This window comes from Acetobacter lambici, from assembly GCF_011516885.1.
GTDB classification, from domain to species: domain Bacteria; phylum Pseudomonadota; class Alphaproteobacteria; order Acetobacterales; family Acetobacteraceae; genus Acetobacter; species Acetobacter lambici.
This window is the reverse complement of the sequence record NZ_WOTD01000049.1, coordinates 1-13111: the sequence shown is the minus strand read 5'-3', so window position 1 is coordinate 13111 and position 13111 is coordinate 1. Positions and strand designations below refer to the sequence as shown.

General features: G+C 56.1%; 12 protein-coding genes and 1 tRNA gene. 9 read left to right on the top strand and 4 right to left on the bottom strand.

Annotation, left to right across the window (positions count from 1 at the left end; all coding sequences use genetic code 11):
- The first annotated feature begins 112 nt into the window (after positions 1-112).
- The 4 genes from GOB86_RS16540 (at position 113) to GOB86_RS16155 (ending at position 4435) form a co-directional block, all read left to right on the top strand.
- Positions 113-1039, top strand: coding sequence for an Orn/Lys/Arg family decarboxylase (locus GOB86_RS16540; RefSeq protein WP_198912043.1), 927 nt, complete (start codon positions 113-115; stop codon positions 1037-1039).
- Between the two features lie 95 nt (positions 1040-1134).
- Complete coding sequence (aspT, locus tag GOB86_RS13255) at positions 1135-2823, top strand: aspartate-alanine antiporter (protein ID WP_165993028.1); 1689 nt, start codon at positions 1135-1137, stop codon at positions 2821-2823.
- 330 nt (positions 2824-3153) lie between these two features.
- A complete protein-coding gene (locus GOB86_RS16160; protein ID WP_242012679.1) occupies positions 3154-3954 on the top strand; it encodes an MFS transporter in 801 nt (266 codons plus the stop codon).
- Entirely contained in the window at positions 3902-4435 is a 534-nt protein-coding gene (locus tag GOB86_RS16155; RefSeq protein WP_242012678.1) for an MFS transporter, read from the top strand. The genes GOB86_RS16160 and GOB86_RS16155 overlap by 53 nt, the downstream gene beginning before the upstream one ends.
- On the opposite strand, the gene GOB86_RS13245 is transcribed toward GOB86_RS16155, so the two are convergent.
- Positions 4432-5061 carry a tetratricopeptide repeat protein gene (locus tag GOB86_RS13245; protein ID WP_165993025.1) on the bottom strand — a complete coding sequence of 210 codons (630 nt, stop codon included), beginning with the start codon at positions 5059-5061 and terminating at the stop codon, positions 4432-4434. The two genes, GOB86_RS16155 and GOB86_RS13245, sit on opposite strands and share 4 nt — an antisense overlap.
- Before the next feature lie 111 nt (positions 5062-5172).
- On the bottom strand, positions 5173-7476 hold the full coding sequence (locus GOB86_RS13240; protein ID WP_165993022.1) for a TonB-dependent receptor: 2304 nt from the start codon (positions 7474-7476) through the stop codon (positions 5173-5175).
- A 468-nt stretch (positions 7477-7944) separates the two neighbouring features.
- On the opposite strand from GOB86_RS13240, the gene exbB reads away from it, so the two are divergent.
- The 4 genes from exbB to GOB86_RS13220 all read left to right on the top strand — a co-directional run bounded on the left by exbB (position 7945) and on the right by GOB86_RS13220 (position 10710).
- A complete protein-coding gene (exbB, locus tag GOB86_RS13235) occupies positions 7945-8685 on the top strand; it encodes a tonB-system energizer ExbB (protein WP_165993020.1) in 741 nt (246 codons plus the stop codon).
- A gap of 14 nt (positions 8686-8699) precedes the next feature.
- Positions 8700-9137 carry a TonB system transport protein ExbD gene (gene exbD, locus GOB86_RS13230; RefSeq protein ID WP_165993018.1) on the top strand — a complete coding sequence of 146 codons (438 nt, stop codon included), beginning with the start codon at positions 8700-8702 and terminating at the stop codon, positions 9135-9137.
- A 252-nt stretch (positions 9138-9389) separates the two neighbouring features.
- Entirely contained in the window at positions 9390-9983 is a 594-nt protein-coding gene (locus tag GOB86_RS13225; RefSeq protein ID WP_242012677.1) for an energy transducer TonB family protein, read from the top strand.
- Positions 9984-10101: 118 nt separating this feature from the next.
- Positions 10102-10710 (top strand): superoxide dismutase, encoded by a 609-nt coding sequence (locus GOB86_RS13220; RefSeq protein ID WP_165993015.1) that lies wholly within the window; start codon positions 10102-10104, stop codon positions 10708-10710.
- A gap of 59 nt (positions 10711-10769) precedes the next feature.
- Here GOB86_RS13220 and GOB86_RS13215 read toward each other — a convergent pair whose 3' ends face one another.
- Positions 10770-11837 (bottom strand): NAD(P)H-dependent flavin oxidoreductase, encoded by a 1068-nt coding sequence (locus GOB86_RS13215; protein WP_165993013.1) that lies wholly within the window; start codon positions 11835-11837, stop codon positions 10770-10772.
- Between the two features lie 204 nt (positions 11838-12041).
- Between GOB86_RS13215 and GOB86_RS13210 the strand changes: the two genes are divergently transcribed.
- Positions 12042-12413 (top strand): hypothetical protein, encoded by a 372-nt coding sequence (locus GOB86_RS13210; protein ID WP_165993010.1) that lies wholly within the window; start codon positions 12042-12044, stop codon positions 12411-12413.
- A gap of 557 nt (positions 12414-12970) precedes the next feature.
- Here the strand turns inward: GOB86_RS13210 and GOB86_RS13205 are convergent.
- Positions 12971-13047, bottom strand: a tRNA-Met gene (locus GOB86_RS13205).
- Between the last annotated feature and the right edge of the window lie 64 nt (positions 13048-13111).

The following is a 13111-nucleotide window of genomic DNA, read 5'->3' as shown; positions in this document are numbered from 1 at the left end:
CGCCGCCAGAAGCAGAATATCGTCAATATTCCAGATCGGGCTCCTGTGGGATGACTGAATTCTACAAAATGACCCGAAATTGCCTCAAGTGTGAGAAATCCGCGTCGAGGCGGTGTTTACGCATGCCTCCACCAGCCCCAACCTCCAGATTATTGCATCGCTCGATGTCGCCCGCCGCCAGATGCAGCTTGAAGGGTATGGGCTGGTCAGCAACGCCTTGCAGATTTCGCTCGAAATTCGCAAACAGATCAACACCCACCCACTGATTTCCAAATACTTCCGGGTGCTCAACAGTGCGGAAATGATCCCCGATGCCTTCCGCAAGTCCGGGCTTGCGGATTACAACGACCCCAACATAAGCTGGGACAAGGCACTCCAGTCCATTAAAACGGACGAGTTCCAGCTGGACCCCACGCGTATGACCCTGTCCTGCGGGGCGGCGGGTTTTGATGGCACGACGTTCAAGAACATTCTGGCCGACAAGTTTAATATCCAGCTCAACAAAACGTCGCGCAACAGCGTTCTGCTCCAGTCCAACATCAACAACAACCGGTCCGACATTGCCCTGCTGATCCGGGTTCTGGTGGATATTGCCACGGACATTGAAAAGAAAGTTCTCGATAACGACGATGGTTATCTGAAAACCTTCGAGAACAAAGTGCACGAACTGGTGGACGACCTGCCAGAACTCCCCAACTTCAGCCACTTTGATGACCGTTACCGTGACCAGCCCACGGCCAAGACCCTGCACGGGGATATCCGCCGGGCCTTTTATGATGCGTATAACGAGGCCGAGTGCGAATATATTCCGCTCGACAGCCCCGAAATTGCCCAGCGCCTGCAATCTGGTCCGGCACTGGTCTCTGCCAACTTTGTTATCCCCTACCCGCCGGGTTTCCCCATTATGGTGCCGGGGCAGGTCATTACACAAAGTATTGTGGATTTTATGCGCAAGCTGGATGTGAAGGAAATCCATGGCTTTAACAAAGCTTTGGGCCTGAAACTGCTCAAGCGTGTGTCCGACACAAACAAGGGCTGAACACGCCCGCGTGCCGCTCCCGCACCGACCGTGCGGGAGCATTTTTTTTGCATAGGCTCTGCAAGGCTGTCACTTGCGGGTGAAGGAGCTTACACATGACAGTGCATTGGATTGCGGAGACGCTCCGCGCCTCTCCTGAACTGGCGATCTTTCTGACACTGGCGATCGGATTTTGGGTCGGGTCGCTCAAGTTCGGCAGTTTCAGCCTTGGGGCCGTTACGGGCACGCTGCTGGCCGGGGTTCTGGTCGGGCAGTTGGGCATTGCCATTTCGCCTCAGGTCAAATCCGTCTTTTTCATCATGTTCCTGTTTGCCGTGGGCTTTGGCGTGGGGCCGCAGTTTGTCCGGGGCATAGCCAATGACGGTTTGCCGCAGGCCATTTTTGCCGTCATCATTTCTGCTTTATGCTTGGTGTGCGTGTATGTGGCAGCCATTGTTTCGGGCTACGGGCCGGGCATTGCGGAAGGGCTTCTGGCCGGGTCGCAAACCATTTCCGCCTCTATTGGTCTGGCAACAGATGCGATCAACCGCAGTGGCCTGTCCCCCGAGCATATCCAGTCCGAACTGAACGCCATACCCGTAGCCTACGCGGTCACCTACCTGTTTGGCACAGTGGGTACAGGCTGGATGCTGGCATTTCTGGGACCAAAGATCCTGCGCATCAATCTGGCGCAGGAATGCGAGCGCTATGAGCGGGACATGAACATCCGCCCCGTGAACGAAAACGCGGATACCGCATGGCACACCTATATTATCCGCGCCTACAAGCTGAAGACGGTCGGCCTGATTGCGGGCAAAACCGTAGCAGAAGCGGAAAAAGCGCAGGACAAACGCATTTTTCTCGAAAACCTGCGCCGTGATGGCAAAATTATTCCATTCGACAACACAACGCTCCTGCAAGAGGGCGATATTGTTGCCGTATCCGGCCCGCATGACGCACTGGTCTACTGGTCCAACCATGCCGAAGAAGTGGCTGATCAGGAGTTGATCGAAATTCCCGTGGAAACGGTTGATGTGGTTGTGACCAGCAAACAACTGGGCGGCCAGCGCCTTGTTGACCTGTCCACCGCACCTTACGCCCGTGGAATTTACATTAACTCCATCCGCCGTGGCTCCATGAATGTGGAAATTCCCGTCCTCTCCCAGACCGCGATCAACCGGGGGGACATTATCAACATTACCGGCAGCCGCAGGCATGTGGCCGATGTCATCAGCAATGTAGGTTATGCCGACCGCCCCACCAATGTCACCAGCATGGTGCTGGTGGGCGGGGGTATTTTTGTGGGGGGGCTTCTGGGCTCGCTCGTGCTGCCTATTGGCGGTGTGCCCATTACCCTTTCCTCCTCCGGTGGAGCGCTGATCGCAGGGCTTGTGCTGGGCTGGTTGCGTAGTGTTACGCCAAAGCTGGGCAGTGTTCCTTCGGCTTCCGTATGGTTCATGAACACGGTTGGCCTGAACATTTTTATCGCGGTTGTTGGTATTTCCGCCGGGCCAACCTTTATCCGGGGGTTGCAGGAAGCGGGTGTGAGCGTGTTTTTCTGGGGGGTGTTCGCCAGCGCCACGCCCATGCTGCTGGCCCCCCTTATTGGCAAATACATCTTCCGCTTTGATCCCGCGATCAATCTGGGCTGCTGTGGGGGGGCGCGCACCAGCACGGCCTCGGTCGCCATGGTGGCGGATGTTGCCAAGAGCAATGTGCCCATGCTGGGCTACACAGTGCCTTACGCCGTAAGCAATACCCTGCTGACCATGTGGGGTCTGGTCATTGTGCTTCTGCTCGCCTGAGCCAGCAGGTGCAACAAACCGCCGCATGAGCAGAGCGGTAAAGAGCGGGCACCGCTACGCCCGCTAACCCTTTTGTGTCTGGTCGGTCCATAGCTGTCGCCCCTGAGTGGCAAAACAGCCCTATACTGGCCAGCCCCCCCCTGATTACCCAAAAAAATATTAATCCGCACAACCAGCAGTGGTCGCACACGCCTGTGCATCGCCTGAAGTTGAATTGCACCCACAGCGCCAATAAGAGCAGCGTGCCTTACCTTGTAAAAATTCGGGAAATCCTTTTTATAAGTGCGCCACAAAATACTTAATTTAAATATGAATTAACGGAATAATCGCATGCCACCGGCCCCGCAACCTGTTCCTCCATCCACACAAAAACCCGTCCTTACCAACCAGAACGCCTATATTGTGGCGTGGTTTTTGTGTCTGGTGTTCTACTGGTTGCAATACTCCACCCGCTCAGCACCCAGCGTTATGGTGGGGGAGCTTGTCTCTTCCTTCGGGCTGACAACCGTTGGTCTGGGGTCCCTGCTTGGACTTTATTACTACACCTACTCGCTGTGCTCCATTATCTCCGGTGCGGCGGTGGACCGGTGGGGGGCTAAATACACCATTTCCTTTGGGGCACTTGTTCTGGCAGCGGGTACATGCCTGTTTGGCTGGGGGAATGAGTGGATGGCAAGCCTTGGCCGCCTGATGCAGGGCGCGGGTTCGGCTTTTGCTTTTGTCGGGGCGGTGTACCTTGCCGCACGTGGTTTTTCCAAAGAACATCTGGCCACCGCCGTAGGGGTAACCCAATGTGCTGGCATGATGGGAGGAGCCATGGGGCAGTCCACCGTGGCGTGGCTGATTCATGGTGTGATCAACTGGCATTTTTTCTGGATTGATACAGGCGGGCTGATTGCACTTGTTGCCGTGTTCATTTTTTTCCTGACCCCGCAGGAACACAAAAGTGCGGCAACGGCCAACCACCCTGCGGGCTCCATGTTTGCGCCATACAGGAGCGTACTCTCCAACCCCCAATCCTATTTATTTATGCGGGCTGTGCTCGGGTCTGCTGTTTTTACCAACAACCGTTGGCAGCATGACATGGGGCATAACCTTTTTAACCCAGAGCTGGCACATTGGGTACCATGAGGCAGTCATGCGCGCGGCCATGGTGCCAGTGGGCTGGATGGTCGGCTGCCCCGCCCTTGGCTATCTGACCGACCGCATAGGCCGCCGCAAACCCGTGCTGCTCGGCGGCATTGTTGTTATGGCGCTGACCGTGGCCGCCATTATTTACCTGCCGGGCAACACCTTCCCCCCCTATGTTCTGGCGTTTGTGCTGGGGGTATCCTCCGGTGCGGCCATGATCCCCTACTCCATTATCAAGGAGGTCAATGCCGACGAAGTTAAGGGGAGTGCGACCGGCGCCATCAATTTTCTGGTGTTTGTCATGAGCGCCATTGTTTCACCCCTGTTTGCCGCGTTTTTGCAGCATCTGGGCCACGGGGCAGCGCTCACTGGCGTTCAGTTCTCGCAGGCCTTCAGCTTTGGGCTGGCGGGCATTGTGCTGGCCGGGGTGCTGACCTTTTTCCTGCGCGAGACAGGGCCAGGCCGCCACCCCAACCGCTAGGACTGCTTGCGCAGGCGCTGGTCGGTGCGGGCTATCAGTTCCGCACCATAAGGTGCGGGCATAAAGGCCAGCAGTTTTTTCATGTCAAGGAAACACGCATCAAACCCGGTCTCGAGTGTTTTTTGAAAAAACTCCTGCGCCATGGAAATGTTTCCGTCCTGTAGCGCCAGCCGGGCCATGTTCAGCGCGCCCCAGCAATCCCCTGCCTCTGCTGCGGCCCTGTAATACTCACGGGCCACAAACAGACCCTTGGGAGATTTATCTTCGTGCAAAAGCCCAATCATATTCAGTGCTTTTGCAACACCCGCCTGAGCCGCCCGAACGTACAGACCGTAAGCCCGCCCCACATCACGCGGCGGACCATGACCAGACATATACAAATCAGCCAGATTAAAAAAAGCCCAACCGTAATTCTGCCGGGCAGCCATTTCAAAATACTGGATAGCCACCAATGGGTTAGGCGTTACCCCCCACCCACGTTCATACGCGCGGCCTAGCATGTTCAGGGCTTGGGCGTGGCCACTTCTGGCGGCAACCTCGATCATGCTGAAGGCTGCGTGCATCTGCCCCCGATCCAGATAGATCTGGGCCAGTACAAGCTGCCCTTCAACAGGGGAGGGAGGCATCCTCCCTCCCCCCTGCATTAAGAAGGAGGCTGACTCGGGCAGCACACTGCTCCCGTTCTCATTGGAGGGCAGCATGCTCCCGGATTTATGCAATACCGAATCTGGCATTGTTCAGAATGTCACGCCAACGTTGCCAATAAAGGTACGCCCGGCCGCAGGCACCGCGCGGCTGCCAGAGAAGGAGGACGCATAGTTCAGATGATTGGTAATGTTGTTGGCATTGAAGGACACACGATAATGCTTGTACTCCCATGACAGCATGCCGTTAAAGTTGAAGTTATTGGGCATGCGTGCGGTATTGGTCGTGTCCGGCCCTGCCCAGTAGCCCGATGCGTACTGCACCCCGCCACCGACCTTGAGATCACCCCAGTTGGGGCTCAGCAATGCGCGTGACAGGTCATACGATGTCCAGACCGACATGGAGTTATGCGGCACCTGTGGCGCGGTCTTGCCGTTGGAGGTGGCGCTATGGGTCACTTTGCCATCCATATAGGAGTAGGATGCAAAGACCTGCCAGTCTTGTGTAATTTTACCGTTCGCACTCAGTTCCACACCGCGAATACGGCGGCCACTCCCGGCATCGCCAAAGCCTGCCTCCAGATCACCATTTACATCCGTATATTGTGAATTGGTTTCGCTAATCTGGAAAAAAGCCAGCGTGGTGCCAAGCCGTTTGTGCAGGAAGTCGGCCTTGGTGCCAAATTCAAACAGGTCACTGCGCTGGGGTGAAAGGTCAACCCCCTTCTGCGCCACGTCCCCCGCTGTTGGTTTGATTGTGACCTGAGAGGCCACATCCGTGCCAACCGGCTTATAGGACCGGGCGAACGTGAAGTAAAAAGACGCCATTTTGAAAGGCGAATACACAAGACTGCCCGATGGGCTCCAGCGATCAGACTTCTGCTCCGCACGGCCATTGGCCTGTGTGGCGCGGGTATAATATGTGCTGGAGAAGGAATCCCACCGTCCGGTGCCAAACAGGGCAAGCTGCTTGGTCAGTTGGATTTTGTCCGCAATAAACAGGCCCAGATCGCGCGCGTTGGCGTTACCGTACCCCGCATCGGGGAAGCTGATGGTTGTGCCACTGGACTGATATTGCGGGTTGCGGATGGTCTGGGTGTTGCTACGGTTGGCGTAGCTGCCCGGCCAGCGGCTATCGCTGGTATAATTGATATCTATACCGGCTTTAACATCATGTTTGATAAAACCTGTGTTAAAACGTGCACGCCCCATGAACACATTCTGCACCCCCCAGCCCTGCTGGCGGTATGCTGCACCACCGCCAGCGCCATAAGGCAGGGTTGGGTTGCCACCGTTAAGGAACGCCGTGGCACAGGCCCCGCTACAGGCTGCCGGAGTTGTGGCCGCGTATTCACGGTCATACAGGCTCAGTCGGGTATCGTTAGTAATGGTCAGCCAGCTATTGACCTCGGACTTAAGGGCCGAGGTAATGGTATGAATATTGGACTGGTCACGGTCAAAACTCCGGGTGTAACTGGTGTTACGCGGCAGACCATATTCGGTAATCGGGCGATATATGCCGTTAACCTGCAACATGCTCACCCCGTAATCCGGGTTGCTGTCACTCCCCAGCCACTGCCATGTCAGATGCCACGATGTTTTGCTCCGCAGGCCCACACCAAAGTCCACCGCCGCACCATAGCGGTTGGCGCTGATGTTATTGCGGTCCACAATATCCTGACGGTTGAACATGCCGTTCACCCGAATGGCCATGTCGTCATTGATCTGGTAGTTAAGATCCCCCGCCCCACGGAAGAGGGGACCACTGCCAAATGACTGATCATAACTGAAGGCATTGCCAAGATGGGCGTGTTTCTGGCTCATGTTGATCACGCCGCCAACGTTGCCTGCCCCAAAATATTCCCCCGATGGGCCTTTGATGACCTCAACACTCTCGGTGTTGAACATGTCACGCGTGTAGGTTCCAAAATCGCGCAGGCCGTCGGTGTACATATCCCCACGCGCCTGTAGGCCACGAATACGGAACTGGTCGCCGTTCAGCCCCCCCGCTCCCTCCCCGGTGGACATGGTAATACCGGGCACGTTGCTAAGCGCCTGATCCAGAGTAAAGGCGCGCTGCTGCTTGATCAGCTCCTGCGGAATAACGCTGATGGTCTGCGGCGTATCCCTCACACTATCGGGCATTCTGGAAATATTGAGGATCTGACTATTGGTATTCCCAGACTGATAACCATTCTGGTCATCCTGCCCGGCATGGCCACCAACCCGCACGGCTGGCAATCGGATGGCATGATCGGACGGGGATGGTTCGCTCCCACCCGGCAGATCCTGCGCCTCGGCCTCCCCTGCGGCAAGACCAAACCCCACCGAAACACCGATGGCCATGGCTGTGCGCAATGTTTTGCTCTGTGTTGGGGGCCGCTGTGAGTAACCCATGCACTGATACTCCCCGTTCCGCTCTTGGGCTAAGGCGAAACGCTTTCAAAATCTGGTTGAAACACACCGTCACATAATTTTAGTCAGGGCTGTTATGCAATTGATTATCAATATCATAAATTGCCTTGCCCTACTGGCTGTGTTAATTTTGCCACAACCAATGGGCACCAAATTAGTGCTAATTTTTTATTACATCTTGAATATATAAAGATTAATTCAAAACCGGTTTTTATAAACCGAACGGTCTCTTTCGGATTTTCTGTTTTTGATAAAGATTCTCACTTGCAATTAAAATCGCGTTTAGGCATTGCTCACCCACTGCGCGAGTGCCCATCCACTCCGGGTGGGCCCACTGGCAACCATAGTCCCAATGCGCTCTGGGGTGGAACAGAACGCCATAACCCAAGAAGGGAAAAGGCGTTTTCCCTCAGTGCCAATCAATGGGCTTTTATTGAACAGGTCTGAACAATGCCTTCTGCCACACAACTTTCACAGAATTTTTCTCCGTGGGATATGTTCCTTGGCGCAGGGGCCATTGTGCAGAGCGTTATGATCATTCTTGCACTGGCAAGCCTGCTGAGCTGGACAGTGCTGATTGCCAAGTCGGTGGAGTTCATACGCACGAAAAAAGGCCTGACAAAAGCAGAAAGCATTCTGGAAGAAGCGGATACGCTGGATGGGGGCGAGGCCCACACACGCTGCTGCCGCATTGCCCACACACTGGTCATGGCGGCGGAAACGGAGCGTGTGCGCTCGCAGGATATTCCCGATGATACGGACGGCCTGAAGGAACGCATTGTGCTGCACCTTGAGCGGCTGGAAGCTGCCGAAAGCCGCCGCCTGGTGCGCGGCACTGGCCTGCTGGCCACCATTGGTGCGACCTCGCCCTTTGTCGGGCTGTTCGGCACGGTGTGGGGGATTATGACCTCCTTTACCGGTATTGCGGCCAGCAAGGCCACCAGCCTTGCCGTTGTTGCCCCCGGTATTGCCGAGGCCCTGCTGGCCACAGCCCTTGGGCTGGTCGCAGCTATTCCCGCAGTGGTGATTTATAACCATCTGGCCCGCCAGTCCGCTGCGTGCCGTGCGCAGGTGGCCGATATTGCCTCCCTTATCATGCGTCTGGTCTCCCGCGATCTGGGCCGGATGCAAAGCCTGCTGGATGGTGGGCGCGTTGTGCGCTTTGGCAGCCGCGCCACCGGTGCGGAATAAAGGGAGCGGCAAGCATGGCCATCCACCTGCGCCACACGGATGAAAACCCGCACGAAGCGCACGAAATTAACGTAACCCCTTTTATTGATGTCATGCTGGTTCTGCTGGTCATTTTTATGGTCACTGCACCGCTGACCACGGTCAATGTGCCCGTGGACCTGCCCTCCTCCACACAACAACCCGCACCCCGGCCGGATAATCCGGTTTTTGTCACCATTCAGGCCAACCAGACTCTGGCTGTGGGGGAAGATATTGTTGCCCAGAATGACCTGCCAACAGCCCTGAACACCGCAGCAAAAGGCAACAAGGACGAACGCATTTTTCTGCGGGCAGACAAAACTGTGGATTACGCAACCCTTATGAGCGTGATGGATAAGCTCCGCGCGGCGGGGTACCTCAAGGTGGCATTAGTGAATCTGCAAGGGCAGGAAGAAGGCGCGCAGGCTCCATGAGCGCCTCCACCACCCTTCCCCCTCTTCCGTTCTCCTTCCACCATTGGAAGGCGGAACTGCTACGCAGGGAACAGCAGCGTGAAACACGGCTATGGGGGCTTTCCCTACTGGCTGTATGCGCCATAAGTGGTGGTGGTCTGTGCTGGGCCATGCTTCTGCCAGCCCCCATCCCACCCACGGAGAACGCAGCCCCCGCCGCTATTGCCATGGATCTGGCTCCCAGCCCTGTTTCCGTCCCCGCACCACCAACGGATGCACCGCCGGGGCCAGCGCAGACCCTCTCCCAACCTGATCCAGAACCCGTACTGCCCCCAGCGGTTGCCGCCCCCCCCCGCACCGGCTCCCAACCCGCCGGTGCCCGTGCCTGCGCCAGAAAAACTCCACAAGATTGTAAAAAAACACAAACCCGTCCCGCGCGTGCCATTACCTGCCCCCAACCTGCAAAAAACAGCGGAGCAGAACACAGCACCTCCAGCCTTTACGGCCCCCGCATCCACAGCACAGGCCGCGCCCCCACCGGGGCTGACCTCTGCCCAGCACACGCACGAACCCGCCACATGGCAGGGCCTGCTGCTGGGACAACTGGAAAAATTCAAACGCTACCCTGCACAGGCACAAATGGCGGCACAACAGGGCACGTCCATGCTGACCTTTACCATGGACCGCAAAGGCCATGTTCTGTCCGCCAGACTGGCAGGCAGTTCTGGCCATGCCCTGCTGGATGAGGAAACACTGGCCCTTGTCCACCGGGCCGAACCCCTGCCCACCCCGCCAGACAGCGTGCCCGGAGAACAGATCACCCTGACCGTACCCGTGGAGTTCGACCTCAAACACAATAGTGACTGAAACCCCACGCACAGGCAGGTGTTACTAACCCATAGCGGAACTGCGCCACCCCTGGCGCAGATGCCATGCAGCACCCGTGGCGCACCGCAAAAAATACGAGACATAAAAGGAAACCGTTATGGCCTTTGAACTGCCAGCCCTTCCATTTTCCTACAACGCTCTTGCCAACAAAGGCATGTGCCAGGAAACACTGGAGCTGCATCACGACAAACACCATCAGGCCTATGTGACGGCACTGAACGGTTTTGTAGACGCCAAACCGGAATTACAGGGCAAATCGCTTGAGGAGATCATTCTTGCCGCCAAGGGCAAGCCCGATCTGGCTCCGGTCTTTAACAATGCCGGGCAACACTGGAACCATATTCTGTTCTGGAACAACCTCTCCCCCACGGGTGGGGCCATTCCCAGCGCGTTGGAGAGCAAAATAAAGCAGGATCTGGGAAGCATTGACGCGTTTAAGGAAGACTTCAAAAAAGCCGCGATCTCACAATTCGGGTCGGGCTGGGCATGGCTGGTGCTCACCCCCTCGGGCAAGCTGGCTGTAACCAAAACCGCCAATGGCTCCAACCCGGTCGCCGAAGGGCAGGGGCAGGTCCTGCTGGGGCTGGATGTGTGGGAACACGCCTATTATCTGGACTTCCGCAACCGCCGCCCCGACTACATTACCAACTACCTCGACAAGCTGGCCAATTATGAATTTGCCGAGGCCCAGCTTAAAGCTGCCTGATTTTTTGCCTTAATCAATCTCTGGCCCGAACAGCACAATGGTGTGGCACGTGGTTCGGGTTATCCACGCGCCATACGGGCCAGAGCCAGTTCGGACTGTATTGTCCGTACCAATTGTGCGGCGGGCAGGGCTCTGGCCAGTGGTGCGCCCTGCCCCGCCCATTGCGCACCTAACCCCGCTTCACCACAAGCACGGGCGGCAGTATTGAGCGCCTTGGCTGCGGCATAGGCTATGGGATAGGCCGGTGGCTCTGGCATAGACGACTGTCCGGCCAAAGCACTCCAACGGCTGGGCAGACCACGCGCTGGCCTGCCAGAGATGCAGGATATCAAACGGGTATGGTATGCGGCAGGCCCCATGAGTGCCTGCCTGTAGGCTGCATCCGCGCCAGATTCGGGGCACGCTACAAAAGCCGTGCCCAACTGGGCGGCAACAGCTCCCAAATCCAGCATGGCGGCCACACCCGCGCCATCCATCACTCCACCGGCCGCCACCACGGGGCAACCGCCACAACGAGCCAGAAGCCGCGTTAACGCAACTACTCCCAACCCGTCATCGGGTGCTGCGGCGTCAAACATGCCTCTATGGCCCCCGGCTTCCAGCCCTTGAGCGACCACGCCGTCCATACCTGCTTTTTCGGCCATTTGGGCTTCCGTCAGGCTGGTCACGGTCGCCAGCAAAACTGCCCCCGTATTCCGCAAGGCCTGTATTTTTTCCGGAGCGGGCAATCCAAAATGAAAACTGATCACGCGCGGCCTGACTGCCAGCAACATATGCAGCATATCCGGGTCATCATCAAAACTGGTGTAGGGTGCTTCCAGCGTAGTGGGCACCGACACGCCATATTGCGTGAACAACGGCCGCAACCACGCCATCCATGACGCCTCACGCAATGGATCTGTCCGCGGTGTGCTGTGCACGAACAGATTCACATTAAAAGGCCGCACGGTAAGTGCCTGCACCTGTGCAATCATGTCACGCGCGCCAGTTGCATCCGTTGCACCGACCCCTATGGCACCCAACGCGCCAGTATTACACACCGCCGCAGCCAGCGCCGGAGTGGATACGCCTGCCATGGGTGCTTGTAACAAAGGAGCACTCAATCCAAGCTGATCAATAAAGGACATACCGGCTCCTTTGCCCACATACAGGAAAAGCCTCTGCTGACTTTGGCCAACCACAGAATAACGATGACCGGGTAATCACCCAGAAAAATCCAAGACCAAGCTCGGACCTGCATTATGAACATAGAGATTTTTCAACATAAATATGTCATATGGCACTCATAACAAAGTCCAACAGGCATATTAGCCACCAGAAGGAAAAAAACCATGATGCTACGGAGTAACACCGTAAAAACCATTTTTCTTTTAAGTATTGCGCTATTTGTCTCCCACCCGGCAAAAGCTGAACCCAGTATTATCGGTCTTGGCAATTTTTCTTGTGAGAAATATCTGAAGCTGCTGGATATCAATCCACGCTCGGATGAAAAATTCATGGCATGGGCACAAGGTTATATCAGTGGTCTGAGCAATGACCTCCTGCAGGCCAACCCCAACGCCAACCCGAATGACTTTGTGAGCAACATGACCTACGGCTCTGAAAAAATAAAACAGTCCTGTATCGAAAACCCAGAATCCAAGTTTTATACAGCTGTTGAGAGCGCGTTCCACGACATTGAAAAACATCAGGGCGCTGAATAACGACCTGCTCGCGCGGAGTCTCCTCCGCCACCAGCGCTGCGTTACTGTCTATCCGGGCTCATCCGCAGCGCTTTTCAACCTGACTCACACCCACGGTACAGACCCCGTGAATAACCCTGTGGATAATGTGCATAAAACAAAATGGCACCGACTCCACACACTGCTACAAACGGCAGAATTCCGGCCCAAACACACTTTTATCCCACATTTTCAACACACACACTCATTTCAAGACGACTACCCACGCAATAATGTGGACATTCCCTTTTTTTCGTCTGTGTGTCGTGAGCGACCGTGCTGACCTTGACGGCAGCGATGGAGGTCGGGCGAGTGCCTACCTTGCCTATCTAAGCAACCCGGCGAACGGATACCGAATAGCTTCGATTACAATCAAAGCTTTTGGCCAGAGTTTTACCCACGACCTCGCCGTTTGTGCCTGATATGTCGCCGGATTACCTTTTCGTCTGTTTCCTATGTGTTTCCTGCGCGGGATTTCGGGCAACAAAAAACCCGCCTCAAACGGGCGGGTTTATCGTGTCCTATCAAGGACTTACGTTTGGTTGCGGGGGTAGGATTTGAACCTACGGCCTTCAGGTTATGAGCCTGACGAGCTACCGGGCTGCTCCACCCCGCGATGGTAATGAGTGTTGATTTTGATTTGAAGAGTTTTTGAGGGTGGACTGGAAGACCTGGCGGCG

What these genes read in the sequence shown, in the direction of transcription:
- aspT (WP_165993028.1), top strand. Translation starts at nt 1,135, where the DNA reads ATGACAGTGCATTGGATTGCGGAGACGCTCCGCGCCTCTCCTGAACTG.
- GOB86_RS16160 (WP_242012679.1), top strand. Translation starts at nt 3,154, where the DNA reads ATGCCACCGGCCCCGCAACCTGTTCCTCCATCCACACAAAAACCCGTC.
- GOB86_RS16155 (WP_242012678.1), top strand. Translation starts at nt 3,902, where the DNA reads ATGACATGGGGCATAACCTTTTTAACCCAGAGCTGGCACATTGGGTAC.
- GOB86_RS13245 (WP_165993025.1), bottom strand. Translation starts at nt 5,061, where the DNA reads ATGCCTCCCTCCCCTGTTGAAGGGCAGCTTGTACTGGCCCAGATCTAT.
- GOB86_RS13240 (WP_165993022.1), bottom strand. Translation starts at nt 7,476, where the DNA reads ATGGGTTACTCACAGCGGCCCCCAACACAGAGCAAAACATTGCGCACA.
- exbB (WP_165993020.1), top strand. Translation starts at nt 7,945, where the DNA reads ATGCCTTCTGCCACACAACTTTCACAGAATTTTTCTCCGTGGGATATG.
- exbD (WP_165993018.1), top strand. Translation starts at nt 8,700, where the DNA reads ATGGCCATCCACCTGCGCCACACGGATGAAAACCCGCACGAAGCGCAC.
- GOB86_RS13225 (WP_242012677.1), top strand. Translation starts at nt 9,390, where the DNA reads ATGCACCGCCGGGGCCAGCGCAGACCCTCTCCCAACCTGATCCAGAAC.
- GOB86_RS13220 (WP_165993015.1), top strand. Translation starts at nt 10,102, where the DNA reads ATGGCCTTTGAACTGCCAGCCCTTCCATTTTCCTACAACGCTCTTGCC.
- GOB86_RS13215 (WP_165993013.1), bottom strand. Translation starts at nt 11,837, where the DNA reads ATGTCCTTTATTGATCAGCTTGGATTGAGTGCTCCTTTGTTACAAGCA.
- GOB86_RS13210 (WP_165993010.1), top strand. Translation starts at nt 12,042, where the DNA reads ATGATGCTACGGAGTAACACCGTAAAAACCATTTTTCTTTTAAGTATT.